Origin of the sequence: Salipiger bermudensis HTCC2601, assembly GCF_000153725.1 — a bacterium.
Taxonomy (GTDB): domain Bacteria; phylum Pseudomonadota; class Alphaproteobacteria; order Rhodobacterales; family Rhodobacteraceae; genus Salipiger; species Salipiger bermudensis.
On the sequence record NZ_DS022276.1, the window covers coordinates 482,297 to 504,525 of the forward strand.

Annotated in this window: 17 protein-coding genes and 2 tRNA genes; 6 read left to right on the plus strand and 13 right to left on the minus strand. The window is 66.9% G+C overall.

What is annotated here, in order from left to right; genetic code table 11:
* Positions 1-57: 57 nt before the first annotated feature.
* Genes coaBC through R2601_RS02335 form a run of 3 tightly spaced genes read right to left on the minus strand, consistent with a single transcriptional unit; the run spans position 58 to position 3,024 of the window.
* Positions 58-1,254 carry a bifunctional phosphopantothenoylcysteine decarboxylase/phosphopantothenate--cysteine ligase CoaBC gene (gene coaBC / locus R2601_RS02325; protein ID WP_007792947.1) on the minus strand — a complete coding sequence of 399 codons (1,197 nt, stop codon included), beginning with the start codon at positions 1,252-1,254 and terminating at the stop codon, positions 58-60.
* Positions 1,255-1,309: 55 nt separating this feature from the next.
* The gene (locus R2601_RS02330) at positions 1,310-2,149 is read right to left on the minus strand and encodes a ChaN family lipoprotein (RefSeq protein WP_007792949.1); all 840 of its coding nucleotides are present in this window, start codon (positions 2,147-2,149) and stop codon (positions 1,310-1,312) included.
* Positions 2,146-3,024 carry an RNA polymerase factor sigma-32 gene (locus R2601_RS02335; protein WP_007792951.1) on the minus strand — a complete coding sequence of 293 codons (879 nt, stop codon included), beginning with the start codon at positions 3,022-3,024 and terminating at the stop codon, positions 2,146-2,148. The genes R2601_RS02330 and R2601_RS02335 overlap by 4 nt, the downstream gene beginning before the upstream one ends.
* Positions 3,025-3,560: 536 nt before the next feature.
* Here R2601_RS02335 and R2601_RS02340 point away from each other — a divergent pair.
* Positions 3,561-5,075, plus strand: coding sequence for a YifB family Mg chelatase-like AAA ATPase (locus tag R2601_RS02340; protein ID WP_007792952.1), 1,515 nt, complete (start codon positions 3,561-3,563; stop codon positions 5,073-5,075).
* On the opposite strand, the gene R2601_RS02345 is transcribed toward R2601_RS02340, so the two are convergent.
* The 4 genes from R2601_RS02345 to rsmI all read right to left on the minus strand — a co-directional run bounded on the left by R2601_RS02345 (position 5,045) and on the right by rsmI (position 8,296).
* Positions 5,045-5,944 carry an alpha/beta hydrolase fold domain-containing protein gene (locus R2601_RS02345; protein ID WP_007792955.1) on the minus strand — a complete coding sequence of 300 codons (900 nt, stop codon included), beginning with the start codon at positions 5,942-5,944 and terminating at the stop codon, positions 5,045-5,047. The genes R2601_RS02340 and R2601_RS02345 overlap by 31 nt on opposite strands.
* On the minus strand, positions 5,941-6,876 hold the full coding sequence (gene gshB, locus R2601_RS02350) for a glutathione synthase (RefSeq protein WP_007792958.1): 936 nt from the start codon (positions 6,874-6,876) through the stop codon (positions 5,941-5,943). Before gshB ends, R2601_RS02345 begins: the two co-directional genes overlap by 4 nt.
* A 62-nt stretch (positions 6,877-6,938) precedes the next feature.
* Positions 6,939-7,400, minus strand: coding sequence for a YraN family protein (locus R2601_RS02355; RefSeq protein WP_007792961.1), 462 nt, complete (start codon positions 7,398-7,400; stop codon positions 6,939-6,941).
* 20 nt (positions 7,401-7,420) lie between these two features.
* Positions 7,421-8,296, minus strand: a complete 876-nt coding sequence (rsmI, locus tag R2601_RS02360; RefSeq protein ID WP_040544299.1) for a 16S rRNA (cytidine(1402)-2'-O)-methyltransferase — start codon at positions 8,294-8,296, stop codon at positions 7,421-7,423.
* 88 nt (positions 8,297-8,384) lie between these two features.
* Between rsmI and R2601_RS02365 the strand changes: the two genes are divergently transcribed.
* The 3 genes from R2601_RS02365 (at position 8,385) to R2601_RS02375 (ending at position 13,093) form a co-directional block, all read left to right on the plus strand.
* Entirely contained in the window at positions 8,385-9,575 is a 1,191-nt protein-coding gene (locus R2601_RS02365; protein ID WP_007792967.1) for a penicillin-binding protein activator, read from the plus strand.
* A gap of 7 nt (positions 9,576-9,582) precedes the next feature.
* Complete coding sequence (locus tag R2601_RS02370; RefSeq protein ID WP_195903835.1) at positions 9,583-12,342, plus strand: [protein-PII] uridylyltransferase; 2,760 nt, start codon at positions 9,583-9,585, stop codon at positions 12,340-12,342.
* Positions 12,343-12,661: 319 nt separating this feature from the next.
* Positions 12,662-13,093: a DsrE family protein gene (locus R2601_RS02375; protein ID WP_007792973.1), complete on the plus strand. Its 432-nt coding sequence runs from the start codon at positions 12,662-12,664 to the stop codon at positions 13,091-13,093.
* Between the two features lie 45 nt (positions 13,094-13,138).
* Here R2601_RS02375 and R2601_RS02380 read toward each other — a convergent pair whose 3' ends face one another.
* Entirely contained in the window at positions 13,139-14,125 is a 987-nt protein-coding gene (locus R2601_RS02380) for a DNA topoisomerase IB (RefSeq protein ID WP_007792977.1), read from the minus strand.
* Between the two features lie 55 nt (positions 14,126-14,180).
* Positions 14,181-15,755, minus strand: a complete 1,575-nt coding sequence (locus R2601_RS02385; protein WP_007792980.1) for a sensor histidine kinase — start codon at positions 15,753-15,755, stop codon at positions 14,181-14,183.
* A gap of 319 nt (positions 15,756-16,074) precedes the next feature.
* Between R2601_RS02385 and R2601_RS02390 the strand changes: the two genes are divergently transcribed.
* Positions 16,075-16,548: a MarR family winged helix-turn-helix transcriptional regulator gene (locus R2601_RS02390; protein ID WP_007792983.1), complete on the plus strand. Its 474-nt coding sequence runs from the start codon at positions 16,075-16,077 to the stop codon at positions 16,546-16,548.
* A complete protein-coding gene (locus tag R2601_RS02395; protein ID WP_007792985.1) occupies positions 16,545-17,657 on the plus strand; it encodes an FUSC family protein in 1,113 nt (370 codons plus the stop codon). Before R2601_RS02390 ends, R2601_RS02395 begins: the two co-directional genes overlap by 4 nt.
* A gap of 53 nt (positions 17,658-17,710) precedes the next feature.
* Here R2601_RS02395 and R2601_RS02400 read toward each other — a convergent pair whose 3' ends face one another.
* The 4 genes from R2601_RS02400 to R2601_RS02415 all read right to left on the minus strand — a co-directional run bounded on the left by R2601_RS02400 (position 17,711) and on the right by R2601_RS02415 (position 22,181).
* Positions 17,711-19,330 (minus strand): tryptophan halogenase family protein, encoded by a 1,620-nt coding sequence (locus R2601_RS02400; protein ID WP_007792987.1) that lies wholly within the window; start codon positions 19,328-19,330, stop codon positions 17,711-17,713.
* Between the two features lie 221 nt (positions 19,331-19,551).
* On the minus strand, positions 19,552-21,840 hold the full coding sequence (locus R2601_RS02405) for an arginine/lysine/ornithine decarboxylase (RefSeq protein ID WP_007792990.1): 2,289 nt from the start codon (positions 21,838-21,840) through the stop codon (positions 19,552-19,554).
* A 155-nt stretch (positions 21,841-21,995) separates the two neighbouring features.
* A tRNA-Glu gene (locus R2601_RS02410) sits at positions 21,996-22,070 on the minus strand.
* Between the two features lie 36 nt (positions 22,071-22,106).
* Positions 22,107-22,181, minus strand: a tRNA-Glu gene (locus R2601_RS02415).
* Positions 22,182-22,229: the final 48 nt, after the last annotated feature.

A 22,229-nucleotide genomic window follows, 5' to 3' on the forward strand; every position in this document is an offset into this window, starting at 1 on the left:
TCGTTCTGTCCCCGCGGGGACGTGTTCAGGATCGGTTCCGCCCCCGCGGGGACAGGGTCAGGCGCCCAGCGCCTCGGCAATGCGCGCCGCCAGCCGCTCGGCCACCGCGCGCTTGCCCATGCGCGGCCACGCCTCGGCGCCCGCGTCCGAGATCAGCACCACGGCGTTCTCGCTGCCGCCCATGATGCCCGTCGCCGGGCTGACGTCATTGGCGACGATCCAGTCGCAGCCCTTGCGCTGCCGCTTGGCGGTGGCATGGGCCACCACGTCGTCGGTCTCGGCGGCAAAGCCCACAACAAGGCCGGGCCGTTCCTCGCCCAGTCCCGAGACCTCGGCAAGGATGTCGGGGTTCTCGGAGAACTCGAGCACCGGCAGCCGGCCCGCCTGTTTCTTGATCTTCGAGCTAGATGCCTGCGCCACCCGCCAATCCGCCACCGCGGCGGCGAACACGGCCGCCGCGACCGGCAGCGCGCCCAGCACCGCGGCGCGCATCTCGAGCGCGCTTTCGACCTCGATGACCTCGACCCCGGTGGGCCGGGCTTTCTCGGCCGGGCCGGTGACGAAGACCACCTCGGCACCGAGATCGCGCAGCGCCTCGGCGATCGCCGTGCCCTGCGCGCCCGAGGAGCGGTTGGCGATATAGCGCACCGGGTCGATGGGCTCATGGGTGGGGCCGGAGGTGACCAGCACCCGCCGGCCCTTCAACGGGCCGTCCGCCAGCGCCCGCTCCACCGCCGCCACGATCTGCGGCACCTCGACCAGACGCCCTGGCCCGTATTCGCCGCAGGCCATGTCGCCCGCGTCGGGGCCGACCACGGTGACGCCGTCGCCCCTCAAGGTCGCGAGATTGCGCTGCGTGGCCGGGTGCTCCCACATCCGCACGTTCATGGCGGGGGCGATCATCACCGGCGTGTCGGTGGCCAAGAGCAGCGTCGACGCGAGATCGCCCGCAAAGCCGTGTGCCATCTTGGCCATCAGGTCCGCCGTGGCAGGTGCGACCAGCACCAGATCGGCCACGCGCGAGAGCTGGATATGGCCCATCTCGGCCTCGTCGGTCAAATCGAAGAGATCGGTATAGACCTTCTCGCCGGCCAGCGCGCTTACCGAAAGCGGGGTGACGAACTCCCGCGCCGACGGCGTCAGCACCGGCGTGACCGCGGAACCGCGCTCGCGCAGGCGGCGGATCAGCTCGAGCGCCTTGTAGGCCGCAATGCCGCCGCTGATGATGAGAAGAATTCGCTTGCCCGACAGCATCCCGCGCCACTCCCTTGCCCGTCACCTCTCCTGTTAAGGCGCGGGCGGGGAAAACTCAATTGGCCGGAGGCTCGGGGCTCTCGAAGGCCGCGCAGGGGTCGTCGCGCTCGACCGCCTCGGTTTCTTCCAGCAGATCGAAACGGCCATCTGGCGCATCGCGCCCGGCCTCGCCCTGCCCGAGCGCAGCTACAGGCACTTCGGGGGCGGCCATGGCAATGAGCGCAGGCGCGCCCCAGTCGGTGCGGGCATGGCCATTCCCGGTGATAACGACCACCGGCGCGCCATGCATCGACAGTGCCTCGAGCGCGGTCTCGGCAAGCCGCGCGTCGCGCAGGCGCTGGATGCCGACCATCACCGGCAGCATGTCGGCCGGCAGCGCATCACAATGTGCTGCCATCTGCATCGCCTCGCGCTCGGCCTGCTGCTCCGGCGGCAAGCCTTCATCAAGCCCGTAGAACCCGGCACTCGGGCCGAAGACGCGGTCGAGCGGCTCGTTGCGGGCACGACGGGCTTCCTCGCGGGGCATCGCGGCACCAAAAATGGCGGCCTCGCCGGCCGCCTGGAAAATCGGGTAATACATCGAGAAGTCCGGCCAACCGGACTCGTCCCACGCGAGCCGATCGGCCAGCGCGGCTTCATCTGCCAGGTATTCCGGTTGAATCGACGCCGCCTGTTCGTTGGTCAGCATCTCGAACACCACGGCCACCGGCCGGATCTCGGCCACGAGCTCTGCCTGGCGGGCATGATGAGCGGGGTTGTCATGCACCTCGCCCAGAAACACCACCTGCGCTTCCTCCAGCCTCTGAGCGTCAGCCTCGCTCTCCTGCGACAGAGCCGCGGAGGCAACCAGGGTCAGGGAGAGAAGCGGGGCGCAGAGCTGGACAGATCGCATCATGCGAGGAACTGTGCCACCTCACGCGACTGGGCTTCAAGCGACTTCCGCATTTTCACGAAGGCGGCGGCCTCAAGTTGCCGGACCCGCTCTTTCGACAGGCCAAGCTCCTGCCCAAGGCTCTCGAGCGTGCGGGTCTCGTCGCGCAGCTTGCGCTCGCGCACGATGAAGCGTTCCCGGTCATTCAGCCCGGTCAACGCCACCACCAGCCACTCGCGCAGCTGATCGTTGTCGAGCTTGCCCTCGACCAGAGATGCGCTCTGCTCGCCGTCATCCTCAAGCGTGTCGATCCATTCGCGGCCATCCTCGTCGGTCGACTGCGTCGCGTTGAGCGAAAAGTCCGAGCCCGAGAGGCGCCCGTCCATCATCTCGACATCGTGCAGCGGCACGCCCACTTCCTTGGCGATGGCAGCGTGCAGCGAGTGCCGCTCCAGCGCGCGACCCTCGGCCGCCGCCTCGCGCTCGAGCCGAGCCTGGACCCGGCGCATGTTGAAGAACAGCGATTTCTGAGAGGAGGTCGAGCCGGTGCGCACCATCGACCAGTTTCGCATCACATAGTCCTGGATGCTGGCCTTGATCCACCAGACCGCGTAGGTCGAGAAGCGCACGCCCCGATCGGGATCGAACTTGTCGGCGGCCTTCATCAGGCCAAGACCGGCCTCTTGGATCAGGTCGCCCATCGGCGCGCCGTATCGCTTGAACTTCGCCGCCATCGAGATCGCGAGCCGCATGTAGGCGTTGATCAGCCGATGCAATGCCGCCTCGTCTCGATGGTCGCGCCAGGCATAAGCAAGCTGCAACTCGGTTTCGGCGTCCAGAAGCTCGGCCTTCATCGCCTTGCGGGAGAGGGTCTGATCGTTGAAAGACTCGACTGCCATTCGGGTTCCCCATCGGTTTCTTGGACGGGCTGCCCCGCCGTCTCGCACACGCTTGTTCCTTAAGAACGCGACAAATCGGCAAATGGTTGCTGAGGCAGACAGGATTTTTTGCCCGGCACGGGAACCGAGGCGCAACATGGGGGGCCATGCGACGGTTCACGAGCTGCCGTGGCGCGCCCCGGCCGCTGACGCAACCTTGACGTTCATCGTAGGATTTAGTCTTCCCGGACGCGCTGTCCAGACAATCCAAGCTATTGAAAAATAGTATCTTCACCCCAAACTCCAGTCGCCCAGCGCGAAGGGCGAAGCGTGTTGGTCAGAACCTTGCCTGCCTCAAGGCATCGAGCCTGCAACCCTAGAGAGAACCGACCATCACGTTTTTGCGAGCCCCGCGCGGGATCGCCTCGTATGAGCCCACCGAAAGGCCGCGCCTCGAGCGGCGAAATGCCAAGAGCCTTTCAACACCAGTGGCTGCGTTAACCTCTTGCTAACCAACTTTGCCCCATCTTCTCCCGATCTCAGAGGAAGGACCGCGCGTGACCGCCCATGCCTACACGGTGGCTTTCGAGGGCGTCGAGGCCCGCCCGGTAGAGGTGCAATGCGCGGTGAGCGCCGGCGTGCCGGCCTTTGCCATCGTGGGGCTGCCGGACAAGGCCGTCTCGGAAGCGCGTGAGCGGGTGCGCGCCGCGCTCACCGCCATGGCGATTGCCCTCCCCTCGAAGCGGATCACCGTGAACCTCTCGCCCGCCGACCTGCCCAAGGAGGGCTCGCATTTCGATCTTCCCATCGCGCTCGCCCTGCTCGCCGCGCTGGAAATTCTGCCCCGGGACGAGGTCGCGCGGACCATGGCGCTCGGGGAACTTGCGCTCGACGGCACGCTGGTGGCTGTGCCGGGCGCACTGCCCGCCGCGATGACCGCCGCCGAGGAAGAGCGCTCCCTGCTTTGCCCGCTCGCGTCCGGCCCCGAGGCCGCCTGGGTGGGAGCCTGCCGGGTGCTCGCCGCACGCAGCCTGACCGAGGTGGTGCGTCATTACAGCGGTGCCGCCCCCATGGCCCCCGCAGAGCCGGGCGAACGCCCCGCCGTCACCGGCCACCGCGACCTGCGTGACGTCAAGGGACAGGAGCGCGCCAAGCGCGCGCTCGAGATCGCCGCCGCCGGTCGGCACCACCTGATCCTCGTCGGCACGCCGGGCTCAGGCAAATCGATGCTGGCCTCGCGCATGGCAGGCATCCTGCCGCCGCTCACCGCCCCGGAGGCGCTCGAGACCTCTATGATTCATTCGCTTGCCGGGCTGCTCGACGAAGGCGGCATCTCGCGGGCGCGCCCCTACCGCGCGCCGCATCACACCGCCTCGATGGCGGCGATCATCGGCGGCGGGCGGCGGGCCAGCCCCGGCGAGGTCAGCCTCGCTCATAACGGCGTGCTCTTCATGGACGAATTCCCAGAGTTCCCCCGCACCGTGCTCGAGACCCTGCGCCAGCCGATCGAGAGCGGCGAGGTCATGGTGTCGCGGGCGAACGCCCATGTGAGCTACCCCTGCCGCTTCCTGCTGGTCGCCGCCGCCAACCCCTGCCGCTGCGGCCACCTCACCGATCCGGCCCGCGCCTGCTCGCGCGCGCCGGCCTGTGGCGAGGATTATCTCGGGCGCAGCTCGGGGCCGCTGATGGATCGCTTCGACCTGCGCATCGAGGTGCCCCCCGTCGCCTTCACCGATCTCGACCTGCCTGCCTCGGGCGACAGTTCGGCCATCGTGGCAGCGCGGGTCGAAGCGGCGCGTGCGCGACAGGCCGAGCGCTTTGCCGACCACCCCGGGCTGCGCACCAATGCCGATGCCGAGGGACAACTGCTCGAAGAGATCGCCGCGCCGGATGAAGAGAGCCGTGCGCTGCTGCTGCGCGCCTCCGACCGCTTCGGCCTCTCGGCGCGGGGCTATCATCGCATCCTGCGCGTGGCGCGCACCATCGCCGATCTCGCCGGCGACGACACGCTGCGCCGGCCGCACGTGGCCGAGGCCCTGAGCTACCGGCTCGTTGCCGCGAGGCAGGACTGAGCGAAGCGGGCCGCGAGCCGCAGCGTGGCGCGCGCCTCGGGGATCCAGCCGTCGAAGACCGGCCACGCATGGGGCGCGTCGGGGGCTTCGTGCAGCGTGACCGCGCCACCCTGTTCGCGCAGGCGGGCCGCCATGCTGCGGGCGTCATCGGCGAGGATCTCGGTCGCGGAGTGGCAGATCAGCACCGGCGGGCAGCCGGGAAAAGTGCCGTAGAGCGGCGAAATGCGCGGATCCTTCGGATCGGTCCCGGCCAGCACGATCTCGCAGAGTTCCTCGATGCGGGCGACCGGCAGGAAGGGGTCAGCGGCTGCATTGTCGCGCAGGCTCGCGCCGGTCATGTCGAGATCGGTCCAGGGCGAGAAGGCAACGACGCCCGCCGGCGGCGTGCCCTCGGCGCAGAGCCGCGCCAGCAGCGCCAGCGCCAGCCCGCCCCCGGCGGAATCGCCAGCGAGGAGGATGCGTTCCGGCAGGTAGCCCAGCGCGAGACAGCGCCGCCACGCCGCGAGGGCCGCCTCGAAGGCGGCTGGAACCGGGGCGTGCTGTGCAAGAGGGTAGTCAGGCGCGCAGATCTCGATCCGCGCCAGTTTCGACAGCCGCGCGATCAGCCCCTGATGGGTGGCGGGGCTGCCCGAGATATAGCCGCCGCCATGGAAGTAAAGGATCAGCTTGCCAGGCAGGCAGGGGCCGGCGCTGATCCAGTGCAGCCCGCCCGGGCGCTCGATCCGGCGCAGGTAGGGCGGCTGGCGCAGCACCTGCGCCCCGAGACGGCGAAATTCGCGCTCCGCCGCGCCCGGACCCGCTGTCCGCGCCAGCCGCGGTTTGACCGCGAGGCGCAGAAAGAGGTTGAGCGCGGAGAGCCGCCGGCTCATCCGCGCTTGGCTTCGATCGCCTGCCAGATCTTCCCGGCGACGTTGACGCCGTCGAACCGCTCGAGTTCCTGGATGCCCGTGGGCGAGGTCACGTTGATCTCGGTCAGCCAGTCGCCGATCACGTCGATGCCGACGAAAACCTGCCCCTTCTCACGCAGGACCGGGCCAATCGCAGCGCAGATCTCGCGGTCCCGCTCTGTCAGCTCGACCTTCTCGGGACGGCCACCCACATGCATGTTCGAGCGCACCTCGTTGGCCGCCGGCACGCGGTTGATCGCGCCCACCGGCTCGCCATCGACGAGGATCACCCGCTTGTCGCCCTTGGTCACCGCCGGCAGGTATTTCTGCACGATCAGCGGCTCGCGCGAGAAGCCGGTGAAGAGCTCGTAGAGCGAGCTCAGATTGCGGTCGTTCTCATCGAGGCGGAACACGCCCGCGCCGCCATTGCCGTAGAGCGGCTTGAGGATGATGTCGCCGTGCTTGGCCTTGAACTCGCGGATGGTCTCGAGGTCGCGGGCGACGGTGGTGGGCGGCGTCAGCTCGGGGAAGTTGAGCACCAGCAGCTTTTCCGGCGAGTTGCGCACCCAGAACGGATCGTTGACCACCAGTGTGTCGGGCACCAGCCGCTCGAGCAGGTGCGTGGTGGTGATGTAATGCATGTCGAAGGGCGGGTCTTGCCGCAGCCAGACCACATCGACCTCGGAGAGGTCGATCAGCTGCAGCGGCCCGAGCTCGGCATGCTCGCCCTGCACGCGCTTGACCTTGAGCGTACGCGCCCGCGCCATGATCCGCCCCTCCTGGAAGGAGAGGTGATCCGGCAGATAGTAATACAGTTCGTGCCCGCGCGCCTGAGCTTCCTCGGCCAGTCGAAACGTGCTGTCTGCGTTGATGTCGATCGGACCGATCGGGTCCATCTGAAAGGCGATCTTCATGGGCTCTCCCGCTCTGGCTTTCGCCATACATGGCCCAGAGACCGGGGACTGGCAATGCCCCCTCAGGGGCCGAGGGCGTTCTCGACGATGCGGATCATGCCCTGCTCGTTCATCAGCGCCACGTCGAAGCGCATCTCGATGAGCGAGCCGCGCGGCTGGGTCCCTGCGAATTCTTCGCCGGCGCGCAGCAGGCGCGCAATCTGGCGGGAGGACAGGTGTTGCATCGCATGATCGAAGCTGCGGCTTTTCTTGACCTCGACAAAGATCAGCCCGTCGCCATCGTGCAGGATCAGGTCAATCTCGCCAGAGCGGCCTCGCCAGCGCTGTCCTGCCACCCGGTAGCCGCGGCGCCGGTAGTCCTGCGCCACCTGCGCTTCGGCCGACAGTCCAGCGCGATGGCCCAGCGCACCGCGTTCAACGCGCCTGCGACGGCCCTGCCCATGGATTTGCTGCGCGTGTCGCTCTGGCAGCGCAGGCACCGGAGTGTGGAAATCGAAACTGAGCTGTTGGCCCATCACCGACATGGACGCCCCCTTCCCGGGGATCAATCCCCGCCTTCTGCCCGTTCCTTCGCGAGCGCCATGGCACGCTGGTAGACCGGGCGCCGTTTCACGCCGTACATGCCCGAGACCGCATCGGCGGCATCGCGCACAGACATCGTCAGCAGCGCCTCGGACAGCGAGTGGTCTAGATCAGATTCGCTAATTTCCTCTGAATTCCCCTTGCCGATCAGCACCACGATCTCGCCCTTGGGCGTCGTCTCGGCATAGCTCTCGGCAAGTTCGGCAAGGCTGCCCTCGCGGCATTCCTCGAACCGTTTGGTGAGTTCGCGGCAGACCGCGGCGGGGCGGTCCGGTCCGAGCGCCGCGGCCGCGTCCGCCAGCATCGCCCCCAGCCGCTTGGGCGACTCGTAGAAGGCCAGCGTCGCGGGCACGGCGCGCAGCTCCTCAAGCGCCTTGCGACGCGCGCCGGAGGCGTTGGGAAGAAAGCCGCCGAACAGGAAACGGTCGGTCGGAAGACCCGCGATGGTCAGCGCAGCGATCACCGCCGAGGCGCCGGGCGCCGTGGTCACCGGCAGCCCCTCCTCGCGGGCCGCGCGCACCAGATCGAAGCCCGGATCAGAAATCATCGGCGTGCCGGCCTCGGAGGCATAGGCCACCGAGCGGCCCTCGGTCAGCGCCCCGAGCAGCTTCGGTCGCACCTTGCCACCGTTGTGATCGTGGTAGGCGAGCACCGTGCGATCCCCCAGCGGCACGCCGTGAATCTCGAGCAGCCGACGCAGGCTGCGGGTGTCCTCGGCTGCCAGCACGTCGGCCTCGCGCAGAATGTCGAGCGCGCGCAACGTGATGTCGCGCGCGTTGCCGATCGGGACCGCCACCATGTACAGTCCCGGCGCCAATCCGCGCCTTTCCGGATTCATCTCTGGACCCATCCCCTTGCTGGACTATGATCCCCCGTAAACCCACGCGGGCTTCAACCCGCGCCTATGATCGAGGGAGTTCACCACCATGTTCGCCGTTTTGTCCCGCGCCCGCAAGGCGCTCTGCACCGCTGCCGTCGTGGCGGGCGCAGGCCTCGTCACCGCCTGCGACGTCTCCACGATGACCGATCTCGGTGCGTCAAACAGCGGCGGCCCGCGAATCAACCCCAACGAGAGCGTGCGCGTGGCGCTGCTGGTGCCGCAGAGCGATTCCGGCGCCGCCAGCATCGCCCGCGATCTCGAGAACGCCGCGCGCCTCGCCATTGCCGATCTCGACGGGGTCAATATCGACCTCGCGGTCTATGACACCGCCGGCTCCGGCGCCACCGCCGCGGCGCAGGCTCAGCGCGCGGTCGACGAAGGGGCCAAGATCATCCTCGGCCCGCTGCGCGGGGAGGTCGCCGTCGAGGCCAGCAAGGTGGTCGCCGACGAGGGCGTCAACGTGCTGGCCTTCTCGAACAACCCGTCGATCGCCGGCGGCAACCTCTTCGTGCTCGGACCGACCTTCGAGAACACCGCCGACCGGCTGATGCAGTACGGACGCGGCAATGGCCTGTCGAGCATCGCGATCCTGCATTCCGAGGACGTGCCCGGCCAGTTCGGCCGCAACGCCATCCAGCAGGCCGCCTCGCAGAACGGCGTCCGCGTCGCGACGGTGCAGCCCTACCCGCTCAGCGTCGAGGGCGTGACCAGCACCGCGCAGTCGATGGGTGACGTCGCCCGCAACTCGGGCGCGGATTCGGTCTTCATCACCACCGACGCCACCAACGCCGCCATGCCGCTTCTGCTGCAGGTGATGCCCGAGAACGGGCTCGATCCGGCGGAATTCCAGTATGTCGGTCTGACGCGCTGGGACGTGAAGCCAGAGCTCTTCGCCTATCCGGGCGCCAACGGCGCTTGGTTCGCCCTGCCGAACCAGTCGATGCAGCGCAACTTCACCTCGCGCTACAGCGCCGCCTATGGCGAGAACCCGCACCCTCTCGCCGGTCTGGCCTTCGACGGCATCGCCGCCATCGGCGCGCTGGTGAAACAGGGCCGCGGTGACGCCCTCACCGGGCGCGCCCTGACGCAATCCGCTGGTTTCCAAGGCACGGGCGGTGTATTCCGCCTGAAAAGCGATGGCACCAACGAACGTGGTCTGGCCGTCGCGACCGTGCGCAACAACCAGATGGTGATCCTTGACCCTGCCCCCTCCAGCTTCTCCGGCGCAGGTTTCTGAAGACCTCATGCAAGCCCCGATGCCGGACGACCTGATCGCACCGGCATCGGAGATCTTCGACCTTCCCGCCCTTCGCGCCGAGCTCTTCACTCAGGTCGCCGAGGCCGAAACCGAAGCACAGGTGCGCGCCATCGCGGTGAAGCTCCTGTCCGAGGCCCGCGATCATGGCCGCGCCGTCATCGCCGATGCCTTCGCCGCCAAGCCACGCGCCGCCTTCCCCACCACCGAAGCCTATGCATGGCTGACCGACGGCATCGTCCGGCTGGTCTTCGAGCTGGCGACCGTGCGGCTGCACCCGCTCAACACCCCCACCGAGGGCGAACGCCTGACGGTGATGGCGGTGGGCGGCTACGGCCGCGGCGAGATGGCGCCGGATTCCGATGTCGACCTTCTGTTCCTGACACCGTGGAAGATCACGCCCTGGGCCGAAAGCGTCATCGAGTCGATGCTCTACGTGCTGTGGGACCTGAAGCTCAAGGTGGGCCACGCCTCGCGCACGGTGAAGGACTGCCTGCGCCTTGGCGGCGAGGATTTCACCATCCGCACCGCGATGCTCGAGACCCGGTTCATCATCGGCCACGAACCGCTGGCCCGCGAGCTCGAGACCCGGCTCTGGGAAGACCTCTTCAAGGGCTCCGAGCGCGCCTTCGTGGCCGCCAAGCTCGAGGAGCGCGGCAATCGTCATCGCAAGCAGGGCCTGCGCTACGTGGTCGAGCCCAACGTCAAGGAAGGCAAGGGCGGGCTGCGCGACCTGCAGTCGCTCTACTGGATCACCAAGTACATCCATCACACCGACGACGCCGAGGAGCTGGTGCGCATCGGCGTCTTCCGGCGCGAGGAATACAATCTCTTCATGCGCGCCGAGGAGTTCCTCTGGGCAGTGCGCTGCCACCTGCATCTCGCTGCCGGGCGCGCGGTCGAGCAGCTGACCTTCGACATGCAGGTCGAAGTGGCGGAGCGCATGGGCTATGCCGACCGTGCCGGACGACGCGGTGTCGAGCTGTTCATGCAGGACTATTTCCGCCACGCCACCGCGGTGGGCGATCTGACGCGGATCTTCCTGACCGCGCTCGAGTCCGAGCATCAGAAGGACGCGCCGCTGCTGCTGCGCCTGTTCAAGCGTGGCCCGCAGGTCAAGGACGGCTACGAGGTGGTCAACAACCGCCTCGCCATCGCCGATGACGAGGCCTTCCTCGCCGACAAGCTGAACCTGCTGCGCTATTTCGAGGAAGGGCTGCGCACCGGCCTTCTGCTCCACCCGCACGGCATGCGGCTGATCAAGGCCAACCTGCACCTGATCGACGACGAGCTGCGCGGCGACAAGGAGGCGCGGCGGCTGTTCCTCGACCTGCTGCTCAAGCACGGCAATCCCGAGCGATCGCTGCGCCGGATGAACGAGCTTGGCGTCATCGGCGCCTTCATCCCCGAGTTCGAGCCCATCGTGGCGATGATGCAGTTCAACATGTATCACGCCTACACGGTCGACGAGCACACCATCCAGTGCATCGCGAATCTCAGCGAGATCGAGCATGGCGACCTTGTCGAGGAGCTGCCCGTCGCCTCGACGATCCTGCAGGAGGGCGTAAACCGCAAGGTGCTGTACGTGGCGCTGCTGCTGCATGACATCGGCAAGGGACGCGACGAGGATCACTCGGTGGTCGGGGCGCGCATCGCCCGCAAGGTGGCGCCACGGCTGGGCCTGACCAAGGCGGAGTGCGCCACCGTCGAGTGGCTGGTGCGCTACCACCTGCTGATGTCGGACATGGCGCAGAAGCGCGACATCGCCGATCCGCGCACCGTGCGTGATTTTGCCAAGGCGGTGCAGACCAAGGAGCGGCTCGACCTGCTGACCGTGCTGACGGTCTGCGACATCCGCGGCGTCGGCCCGGGCGTGTGGAACAACTGGAAGGCGGCTCTCCTGCGGGCGCTCTACCGGCAGACCCGCCGCGCGCTCGAGGATGGCATGGAGGCGCTCAACCGTGAGAACCGCGGCGCCGAGGCCAAGAAAGCCCTGCGCGAAGAGCTCGCCGACTGGGACGCCAAGGATCTGCGGGCCGAGACCGCGCGGCATTACGATCCCTACTGGCAGGGGCTGCACGTCACAGCCCACAAGGTCTTTGCCGAGCTGCTGCGCGACATCGGCGACACCGAGATCCGCATCGACATCCATCCCGACGAGGATCGCGACGCGACGCGGGTCTGCTTTGCGCTGGCCGATCACCCGGGCATCTTCGCCCGGCTCGCGGGCGCACTGTCCCTGGTGGGCGCGAACGTGGTCGATGCGCGCACCTTCACATCGAAGGACGGCTATGCCACGGCGGCCTTCTGGATCCAGGATTCAGAGGGCTCGCCCTACGAGGAAAGCCGCATCCCGCGCCTGCGCGACACCATTCGCAAGACGCTGATGGGCGAGGTCAAGCCGCGCGAGGCGATCCTGTCGCGGGGCAAGCTCAAGAAGCGCGAGAAGGCCTTCAACGTGCCGACCTCGATCGCCTTCGACAACGAGGGCTCGGAGATCTACACCATCATCGAGGTCGACACCCGCGACCGGCCCGGCCTGCTCTACGATCTGGCGCGGACCCTGTCGGAGAGCAATGTCTACATCTCCTCGGCAGTGATCGCGACCTATGGTGAGCAGGTGGTCGACACGTTCTACGTAAAGGACATGTTCGGCCTGAAGTTCTACACCCCTTCGAAGCAGAAGACCCTCGAGCGTCGGCTACGCGCCGCGATGGAAGACGGCGCCGCGCGGATCGCCGGGAACTGATCCCGGGATCGAGGAAAATTCGTCCGAATTTTCCTCCGCCTTGCGCGCCCTGCCCGACCGGCCCCCGCCCAAGAAAATTCGGACGAATTTTCTTGGGCCCCCGCGACGCAGGTTTCACGACTGCGACAGTGGTGCACGTCGAAAACCTAGGAAGCGTCCTCGTCTCCGACGAACGCACAAGACGCACCTACCATTGGCGCGTTCTCGGTGCCGATGGTGGCTGCTCGTCACCCGTGGCCGGAGTAGGCTTGTGGGCAAAAACACATCGAAAATACTGACTTTTGCGCTACCATCGCGGTCTCTTTGGGAGGAGACAGAGATGAGAAAGACGATTGCGCTTGCCGCCACGCTGGCGGTCGCGCCGCTATCAGCGTGGGCCGAAGGCAAGACCCACCATGTGGCGTTCCACGTGGATCAAAACGATCCCCACGTGCTGAACATGGCCCTCAACAATGCCAAGAACCTGACCCAGTATTACGCCGAGCAGGGCGACGAGGTGGTGATCGAGATGGTCACCTACGGGCCCGGGCTGCACATGCTGATCGAGGGCAAAACCCCGGTGAAGGACCGGATCGAGACACTTTCCCTCGAATTGCCGATCACCTTTTCGGCCTGTGGCAACACCATCGCCAATATCGAGAAGAAGACCGGCGCACCGGTGACCCTGCTCGAAGAGGCGCAGGTCGTGTCCTCCGGGGCCGCGCGGCTCGTCGAGCTGCAGGAAGAGGGGTATTCGTACCTCCGGCCCTGAGGCTTTGCCCAGGAAAGCCGCCCGCCGCGTTCCGGCGCGGCGGGCTCATCGCTCCAGCAGATGAAGCAGTTGCGCTTCCGCCCGGCGTAGCCCGCTGACCTCCGGTGCCTCGCGCGACAATGTCGCCCGTGCGTCCGCCTCGCTCTCGGACAATGCGATCACGTCCGGATGGATGTAGGACTTGCGCGCGATGGCGGGCGTGTTGTGAAGACGCTCCGAGGCGGCCTCGGACATCGCCTTGATCGTCACGCGCTCGGCCTCCAGCGCGCATTTCAGCGCCGCCGCCGTGCCGTTCCAGGTGCGGAAGGTCTTGGCCGTAAGCGCGCTGTTGCCCGTGCGGTCGGCCAGAAAGGCATTCACCTCTTCCGAGCGCACCGAATGCGGTGTCCCGTCCTCGTCGAGCCACGTGATCAGCTCGCGACCCGGCAGGTCGTGCAGCCCGGTCATCACACGCTCAAGCGTGCGGTCGCGCAAGGTGCTTTCAACCTTGTTGCCGCCCTTGCCGGTGAAGTTCAGCCTCAGCACACCCCCCTCGAGCGTCATATGCGTGCCGCGCAGCGTGGTCGCGCCGTAGCTGCGGTTCTGCTTGGCATAATCGGCGTTGCCGACGCGGATGCCGGCCCGGTCGAGCAGCGCCAGCACCGCGGCCAGCGCAAAGGCCCGGTCGCCCGGGTCTCGGCCGCGCAGGTCCTCGAGGATGCGCCGCCGCAGCCCGGGCAGCGCATGGCCGAACTCGGCCAGATGCTCGAATTTCTGCCGTGCGCGATGCTCGGTCCAGTCGGGATGGTAGCGGTATTGCTTGCGCGCCCGCGCATCGCGGCCAGTGGCTTGGAGGTGGCCGTTCTCACGCGGGCAGATCCACACCTTTTCGTAGGCTGGCGGCACCGCAAGCGCCTCGATCCGGCGCCGCTCGGGACCACGCTCGATGCGGGTGCCGTCCGGCGCGATGTAGGAGAAGCCACGCCCGCAGCGTCGGCGCGCAATGCCGGGGCGGTCATCAGGGTAGTAGACGAGATCGGGCGCGGTGGTCATGCGCCGAGAACGCCCCGCGGCCAGCGCCGGTTCCCCGACACCGCCGTGGCGCGGCTCACGTCACCGCGATGCGCTCCACCTCGCGGTCGGCGGGCTCACGCTGGGACGCATCGCGCCGCGCCCAGGGCACGTCGATGACGCAATGCAACCCGGTCGGGGTAAGCTCGCGCACGAGCTTGCCCTCGAGCTGCAGCTCGATCATCAGCCGCAGCAGGCTCGAGCCGAAGCCCGGTACGTCGAACCCTTCGCGATCCAGCGGACCGGCAACCGTCTCGATCCAGTCCAGATGCAGGCGGCCGTCGGTGACATCCCAGCTCACGTCGAGCGCCCCGCCCGCGTCCTTCAGCGCACCGTGCTTCGAGGCATTGGTCACCAGCTCGTGCACCACCATGCCGAGCATCTGGCATTCCTCCGAGCTCAGCACCACCGCAGGGCCGCTCATGCTCACCCTGATCTCGCCCCCGCCGGCATAAGGCGCAAGCTCCTGCGACAGCAGGCGGGAGAGGGCCACCGGCTCCCAGCGCTGATCGGCAAGCAACGAGTGGTTCTGCGCCAGCGCGCTCAGCCGGTCGATCAACTTGGCGCGCATCACTTCGGGCTCTTCGGGCCGCGCCAGCCGCACGATGCCCTGTACCACCGCCAGCAGGTTGCGCGAGCGGTGATTGATCTCGTCCGACATCAGCCGTTCGCGTTCGGCGGCGCGGGCGCGGTCCATCAACGCCTTCATCCGCGACAGCACCTGCTCGACCGTCTCGAGCTCGAGATCCGTCCAGTGCCGCGCCTTGCAGGAATGCACGAAGAGGATCGCCTCGGTGCGCCCGTCCTCGACCCATGGCACCGCCAGCGCGGCCTCGCAGTTCAGGCTGTCGAGCACCGTCCGGTCGATGGCGGCGCGGGTCGGATCGGTGCCGTCGAGCCGGATCACGCGACCGTCGAGCAACTGCTGCCAGGCCGCGTCGAGGATCGGCGCGCGCGCCATCCCGGACGGCACAGGCGGCACACCTTCGGCCGCCCACTGCTCGATCACGGGCATCTTGGCGCGCAGCCCGTCCTGCACCCTTTCTCGCAGACCGACCCGGTCGACACCAAGATGCGCGCCCAGCATGGCGATCGAGCACCGCCGAAGCTCGGCAAGGTCCGTCACGTTGCGGAACACATCGCTCAGCTCGAGCAGGAAACGGGTGTTTTCCTGCTGAAGAACCTGCCGCGTGGTCTCGTTGCCGGAGTTGAAGACGCCGCCGATGGAACCGTCATCGTCGCGGATCGGGGTGAAATTGTAGGTCCAGTAGGTCTCTTCCTCGACCCCGAAGCGGCGCATCGGCAGCATCTGGTCCCGGAAATAGACGCCTTCCCCGGTGCTGATCGCCTGGGCGAACTGCGGCTCGATGATATGCCAGATGTCCGACCAGACCTCGGCGGCGGGTTCACCGAGACAGCCGGGGTGGCGCGGGCCGGGAATGTGCGACCAGCTGTCATTGTAGAGCAGGCGCAGCTCCGGCCCCCAGTAGATACAGGTCGGAAAGGCCGAGTTCAGCGCGATACCCAGCGCCGAGCGCAGCGCCGCTGGCCAGTCTTCGGACGGGCCAAGCGGATGCTCTGACCAGTCGAACTCGCGAATGCGGCGGGCCATCTCGCTGGGCCCGGAAAGGAAGGAATTCTTGTCAAAGTTCGGAGACTGACGGCGTAGCAACAAGTTCTCCAGTGTGAGGTCCGATGCCAGACCCATGCCGCCACGCGGCGGCATGGCTGGACTGAAACGATAGGGACAAGCGCATGTGCTTGCAAACGGTATCACTGTTCAGATCCAAGAAGTGAGCCACCTGCCCTGACGTGACGCACAGCCGGGTCTGATGCTCCGAGTACAACGAGATTACCTGCGACGCCCGAAACTTGGACGGCCTCCATATAGATTGAATTGCAAATCAATTTAAATATGCTAGATCGCGTGCATGACCACGCCCCCCTCCTCCCCTCGCTACCGGCTCGGAATCCGGTTCTCGCTGCTCGCCCGACGCTGGCGCCGAGCGCTCGACGCCCATCTTGCCGGCAACGGCCTGACCGATGCCACTTGGGTGCCGCTCGTGCATCTGGCCGAGACCGGCGGCGGCATTCCGCAAAAGGCGCTCGCCGCGCTGGTCGGCGTCGACGGCTCCAGCCTCGTGCGGGTGCTCGACATCCATGTGCGCGACGGCCTGATCGAGCGCCGCCCAGACCCCGATGACGGCCGCGCACGCCTGATCCACCTTACCGCCGCCGGAACGCAGCGGGTCGCCGAGATCCGCGCCGAGCTTGCCCGCGCCGAGGAAGAGCTGCTCGCCGATCTCAGCGATGCCGAGATCGAGACCATGCTGGCGCAGTTCGCCCGCATCGAGGCAAGGCTCGCGGCCCGGCAGGGGACCGACAGACAGGAGACCGACAGATGAGCACCACCGATCCCGCGCTTGACCGCCCCCGCCGCATCGACGTCGCCCGCCACCTGCTGTGCGCGGACGCGCTGCGCGGCAGCCTGGCCTTTCAGGCACAGCCGTCCCTACGCAACTCCTGCCTCGCCGGGTTCCAGGCCGCGCTCACCGTGGCCATCGCCCTGCCGCTGTTTCACCTCTCGGCCTTCGCGCACCTGATCGGCTTTGCCGCGCTCGGGGCGCTGGTGGCACTGTTCGGCCGGTTCGAGGCCACCAAGGGGCGCAACCGCGTCGTGCTGCTGGCGGCGCTCTGCCAGGTCTCGGCAGTGCTGGCGATGTCGACCGCGAGCTGGCTCGGCGTGCCGCCGCTGCTTGAACTCTTGCTGCTGGCACTGGCCTGCGGGCTCTATTTCTTCATCGCCGTGACCGGGCGCTTCGGCCCGCCGGGCGCACTGATCTTCGTCTTCGCTGCGGGCGCCGCTCTGGCCCCTGTCGGATCGGGCGCCGAGGTGCTGGCGCGCGGCGCGGCCACCGGCGCCGTGGCGCTTCTCGCCTGGGCGATCTGCGGGCTGACCGAGTGGTTGCGCCACCTGCCCGACGAGACCCGCCGCTTCCCCAGCGAGGCCGCGCGCCCGATGGGCCATCGCCTGACCGCATCGCTGCGCATCGTTCTGGGCGCCCTTATCGCGCTTCTGGTCAGCCATGCGCTCGGGGCCGATCACCCGGTCTGGGCCGCCATGGGCGCGTTGGCGGTGCTTCAGGGACCGCAGCTGCACATCAATTTCCACCGGGCGCTGCAACGCATGGCCGGCGCCGTGGTCGGCGCGACCTTCGCCTGGCTGATCCTGGTGCAGGAGCCTTCCGTCTGGACCATCATCGCCCTGCTATTCACCCTGCAATTCGCAACCGAGCTGGTGATCGGCTCGAACTACGGGTTAGGGCAAATCTTCGTCACACCGATGGCGCTGCTGATGAGCCATCTCGCCGCACCGGCAGCGGCCGGAGCCGCCATGGCCCCCGAGCGGGTGCTCGATACGCTGCTCGGCGCCAGCGTCGGCATCGTCCTCGCGATCCTGCTCTCGACACTGGACGACCGCCACCACGTCGCGGCCCGGCGCCGGCCCGGCTGATCCGCGACCAAGGGCCAAGATTTTTCGTACGAAAAATCTTGCGCGCCCCGCGCTCAGAACAGCACCGGCGTTTCCTTGAGACAGGAGCCTGTCCTGGCCGCCACCACGGCCGGTGTCTTGCGGGCAGCGCCGGGCTCCAGCTCTCCCCGGAGCGCCATCAGGAGCCGGTGATGATCGCCCTTGTAGTCCACGATCTTTGCAAAACGGATATCAGCATCGCGCAGATAGGCCTTCCACGAGCCCGCCCGGACCTCGCGCGGCGTGTTCAGCCGCTCGGCCCCGTAGCCATTTTCATAGCATCGCTTCCCGAAAAGCACGGTCTGGTAAGTGTCATGCGTGAAGAGCTGCGCGCTTTCGAGGTCGTGCTGCGTCGGCAGCTGATATTGCCAGAGCTCGAGATTCTCCGCCAGCCGGTCGGTGATCTTCAGTTCTGTCCGGGCGTCGATCCAGTAGGCGCTGTCCTCGCGGTTGCCCATCCGGTAGTGCAGGCAAATGAAATCCCGCACCTCTCCGTAAAGGTCATCGACGAGGCGGTTGAAGCGACGCCGGACGGGCGCCTCGTAATCCGTGCTCGGCATGTTGAAGAGCAGCATCCGGATGCTCTGGTCGATCATGTGGATCGCCGTCGATTCCAGCGGCTCGATGAAACCTCCCGACAGGCCCATCGCGATGCAGTTCTTTACCCAGGCCCGGCGCGAGCGCCCGATGCGCATCGGGATCACCCGCGGCTCCGAGCCGGGCGGGGCGGCAGCGCCGAGATGGGCGAGGAACTCGTCCCGGGCCTCGTCGTCGGTGCGGTGCGCCGACGAGAACACGTAGCCCGTGCCCACCCGGTTGAAGAGCGGCACGCTCCATGACCAGCCGGCGCCAAGCGCGGTGGAGCTGGTGAAGGGGGGAAGCTTCTCAGGGTTCGTGTGCGGAATCTGCAGCGCCATGGCGCGGTCGTTGCCAAGATAGTCGCTGTAATCCTCGAACGGCTCGTCCAGCGCCTCGCGGATGATCCGACCGCGAAAGCCGGTGCAGTCGATCACCAGTTCGACCGGATGCCGCCCGCGCTCGCGCAGCTGCAAAGCCGCGACGTAGCCGCGCTCGTCAAGCTCGACATCATCGACATCGTCGAGGACGTGCTCGATGCCACGCTCGGTGCCGACCTCTGCCAGCAGCTTTGCGAAGGCCACGGCGTTGAGGTGATACGCGTAAGCCGGCTTGGGCATCGGGTCGGCCTTGGGGTCCTTGAACGAAAATGGCCCCTTGAAGGCCTTCGCCATGTGAGCATAGGGCGAGTAGCAACTGACATAGTCGCGTTTGCCCGCGCCGAAGGCATGGAAATGGTTGCCGATGCTCACCCCGTCGAGCGACGGCGCGTTGGAGAACGGGTTAAGGTAAGAGACGAGCTTTCCTTTGCGGTCGGTGTTCCAGTTCCGGAACATCACCCCGGTCTTGAAGGTCGCGTCGCAGCGGCGAAAGAAGGTGCGCTCGTCGAGCCCGATCTGGCGCAGCGTAAATGGCATCTGCGGCACCGTCGCCTCTCCCACGCCGACGGTCGGAATATTCGGAGACTCGATCAGCGTGATGCGGATCCGCTCGGCGCAGGCGCGCCTGAGATAGACCGCGGCCAGCCAGCCGGCGGTGCCTCCTCCCACGATGGTGATCGAACTCAGCGGTTGTCCCATGTCATGCTCCCCTGCACCCCGAGCGCCCCTCCTACGGCCGCTCCGTCCGTATCAGGATGGCATGGGACATCGCTCCGGGTCACGCGTCATGTTCCCGATCCCGACACTGGCACGAAAAACGCGCCCCGGCAGGACCGAGACGCGTGCACTGGCGGCGGGGACATGGCCCCGATCATCGCGCGCCCAAGATTTTTCGTACGAAAAATCTTGGGCTGGCCCGCTCACTCGGCGACGCAATCGGCGAAGTACCGGGTCTGACCGTCCTCGCCCGCTTCCGCAACAAGGCCGTGGATATCGGTCTCGAAGCCCGGGCACTCACGTGCAAACTCGCGGTTGAAGCGCAGGTAGTCGACGATCTTGGCGTTGAACACCTCGCCCGGGATCAGCAGCGGGATGCCCGGCGGGTAGGGCGTCACGAGGCTGGTGGTGATGCGCCCCTCGAGCTCGTCGATGCCCACCCGGTCGGTCTTGCGACGCGCGATATGCGAGAACGCCTCCGAGGGCGTCATCGCCGGGCGGTGATCGCTGAGATAGATCTCGGTCGAGAGCCGCGCCACGTCGTACTTGGCATACATCTGGTGCACATGCTGGCAGAGATCGCGCAGCCCCATTTTCTCGTAGCGGGGCTGCTTGGCGCAAAACTCCGGCATCACCCGCCACAGCGGCTGGTTCTTGTCGAAATCATCCTTGAACTGCTGCAGCGCCGCGAGAAGCGTGTTCCAGCGACCCTTGGTGATGCCGATGGTGAACATGATGAAGAAGCTGTAGAGGCCGGTCTTCTCGACCACCACGCCATGCTCCGTGAGGTATTTCGACACGATCGACGCCGGGATGCCGCTGTCGCCGAAATTGCCGTCGATATCGAGGCCGGGGGTGATGATCGTCGCCTTGATCGGGTCAAGCATGTTGAAGCCCGGCGCCATGTCGCCGAAGCCGTGCCAGCTGTCGCCGCCACCGGTCTCGAGCCCCTCGGCATCGGTCTTCTTGAGTTCCCAGTCGCGGGTGCGGCCGATGCCCTCCTCGGCAAGATCGTCCGGCCCCCAGACCTTGAACCACCATTCGTCGTCGCCGTACTCCTCGTCGACCTTGCGCATGGCACGGCGGAAATCGAGCGCCTCGTCGAGGCTCTCCTCGACCAACGCAGTGCCGCCCGGCGGCTCCATCATCGCCGCCGCCACGTCGCAGCTCGCGATGATCGAGTATTGCGGGCTGGTGGAGGTGTGCATCAGGTAGCTCTCGTTGAAGAGATGCCGGTCGAGCTTCGTGGTCTGGGAATCCTGCACCAGCACGTGGCTGGCCTGACTGATGCCGGCAAGCAGCTTGTGCACCGACTGGGTGGCATAGGTCACCGATTTCTCGGTCCGCCCGCGCTTGCGGCCCATGGCGTGATAGGTGCCGTAGAACGGATGGAAGGCGGCATGCGGCAGCCAGGCCTCGTCGAAATGCAGGTTCTCGACCCAGCCGTCGAGCAGGCGCTTGATCTCTTCGGTGTTGTAGAGCACGCCGTCATAGGTCGACTGGGTCAGCGTCATGATGCGCGGCTGCACCGCCTCGGCGTCGTAGCCCTCGAGCAGCGGGTTGTCGCGGATCTTGGCCTTGATCGACTCGGGCTCGAACTCGGCGCGCGGGATCGGCCCGATGATGCCCCAATGGTTGCGGGTCGGGCGCAGGAAGACCGGGATCGCGCCGGTCATGATGATCGAGTGCAGGATCGACTTGTGGCAGTTGCGGTCGACCACCACCACGTCGCCCGGCGCAACACTGTGATGCCAGACCATCTTGTTGCTGGTCGAGGTACCGTTGGTCACGAAGAAGCAGTGATCGGCGTTGAAGATCCGCGCCGCGTTGCGCTCGGAAGCGCCGATGGCGCCGTTGTGATCGAGCAGCTGGCCCAGTTCCTCGACGGCGTTGCACACGTCGGCGCGCAGCATGTTCTCACCGTAGAACTGGTGGTACATTTGCCCGATCGGCGATTTCAGGAAGGCCACGCCCCCCGAGTGGCCGGGGCAGTGCCACGAGTAGGAGCCATCCTCGGCATAATCGAGCAGCTCCTTGAAGAAGGGCGGCTGGATGCCTTCGAGATAGCTCTTCGCCTCGCGGATGATGTGGCGGGCGACGAATTCCGGCGTATCCTCGAACATGTGGATGAAGCCGTGCAGCTCGCGTAGGATGTCGTTGGGCAGGTGGCGCGAGGTCTTGGTCTCGCCATAGACATAGATCGGCACGTCGGCGTTCTTCCAGCGCACTTCCTCGATGAAGGTCCGCAAGTTGAGCACCGCCGGGTCGAGATCCGGGCCCGGGGTGAATTCCTCGTCGTCGATCGACAGCACGAAGGCGCTGGCCCGGCTCTGCTGCTGGGCGAACTGGCTCAGGTCGCTGTAGCCGGTGACGCCCAGCACCTCGAAGCCCTCGCTTTCGATGGCGTCGGCCAGGGCCCGGATGCCCAGGCCCGAGGTGTTCTCGGAGCGGAAATCCTCATCGATGATGACGATGGGAAAACGGAATTTCATCTGCCTCTCCTCTCGGCCGGCATGACACTTGCCAACGTTGTTTCCGGCCCGGCCCGCCCCGTCAAGGGCCTGCGCGGGCTGCCTCCATACGGGGACGGCAGCAGGACAGGCACGAGAGACCCGCTCGGCGGAAGTTCTGATTTTCTGGGAACAAGTGGCAGCCCGTAGGGGAATCGAACCCCTCTTTCCAGGTTGAAAACCTGGCGTCCTAACCGATAGACGAACGGGCCACTCTGCGACGATCAGGTCGTCGACTTGCGCTTCGGTGGCAGCCCGTAGGGGAATCGAACCCCTCTTTCCAGGTTGAAAACCTGGCGTCCTAACCGATAGACGAACGGGCCAGAGCCGAAGCGTGACGCGGGTTTTAGGGAATTGCGTGCGCAGCCGCA

What these genes read in the sequence shown, in the direction of transcription:
- coaBC (WP_007792947.1), bottom strand. Translation starts at nt 1,254, where the DNA reads ATGCTGTCGGGCAAGCGAATTCTTCTCATCATCAGCGGCGGCATTGCG.
- R2601_RS02330 (WP_007792949.1), bottom strand. Translation starts at nt 2,149, where the DNA reads ATGATGCGATCTGTCCAGCTCTGCGCCCCGCTTCTCTCCCTGACCCTG.
- R2601_RS02335 (WP_007792951.1), bottom strand. Translation starts at nt 3,024, where the DNA reads ATGGCAGTCGAGTCTTTCAACGATCAGACCCTCTCCCGCAAGGCGATG.
- R2601_RS02345 (WP_007792955.1), bottom strand. Translation starts at nt 5,944, where the DNA reads ATGAGCCGGCGGCTCTCCGCGCTCAACCTCTTTCTGCGCCTCGCGGTC.
- gshB (WP_007792958.1), bottom strand. Translation starts at nt 6,876, where the DNA reads ATGAAGATCGCCTTTCAGATGGACCCGATCGGTCCGATCGACATCAAC.
- R2601_RS02355 (WP_007792961.1), bottom strand. Translation starts at nt 7,400, where the DNA reads ATGTCGGTGATGGGCCAACAGCTCAGTTTCGATTTCCACACTCCGGTG.
- rsmI (WP_040544299.1), bottom strand. Translation starts at nt 8,296, where the DNA reads ATGAATCCGGAAAGGCGCGGATTGGCGCCGGGACTGTACATGGTGGCG.
- R2601_RS02365 (WP_007792967.1), top strand. Translation starts at nt 8,385, where the DNA reads ATGTTCGCCGTTTTGTCCCGCGCCCGCAAGGCGCTCTGCACCGCTGCC.
- R2601_RS02370 (WP_195903835.1), top strand. Translation starts at nt 9,583, where the DNA reads ATGCAAGCCCCGATGCCGGACGACCTGATCGCACCGGCATCGGAGATC.
- R2601_RS02375 (WP_007792973.1), top strand. Translation starts at nt 12,662, where the DNA reads ATGAGAAAGACGATTGCGCTTGCCGCCACGCTGGCGGTCGCGCCGCTA.
- R2601_RS02380 (WP_007792977.1), bottom strand. Translation starts at nt 14,125, where the DNA reads ATGACCACCGCGCCCGATCTCGTCTACTACCCTGATGACCGCCCCGGC.
- R2601_RS02385 (WP_007792980.1), bottom strand. Translation starts at nt 15,755, where the DNA reads ATGGCCCGCCGCATTCGCGAGTTCGACTGGTCAGAGCATCCGCTTGGC.
- R2601_RS02390 (WP_007792983.1), top strand. Translation starts at nt 16,075, where the DNA reads ATGACCACGCCCCCCTCCTCCCCTCGCTACCGGCTCGGAATCCGGTTC.
- R2601_RS02395 (WP_007792985.1), top strand. Translation starts at nt 16,545, where the DNA reads ATGAGCACCACCGATCCCGCGCTTGACCGCCCCCGCCGCATCGACGTC.
- R2601_RS02400 (WP_007792987.1), bottom strand. Translation starts at nt 19,330, where the DNA reads ATGGGACAACCGCTGAGTTCGATCACCATCGTGGGAGGAGGCACCGCC.
- R2601_RS02405 (WP_007792990.1), bottom strand. Translation starts at nt 21,840, where the DNA reads ATGAAATTCCGTTTTCCCATCGTCATCATCGATGAGGATTTCCGCTCC.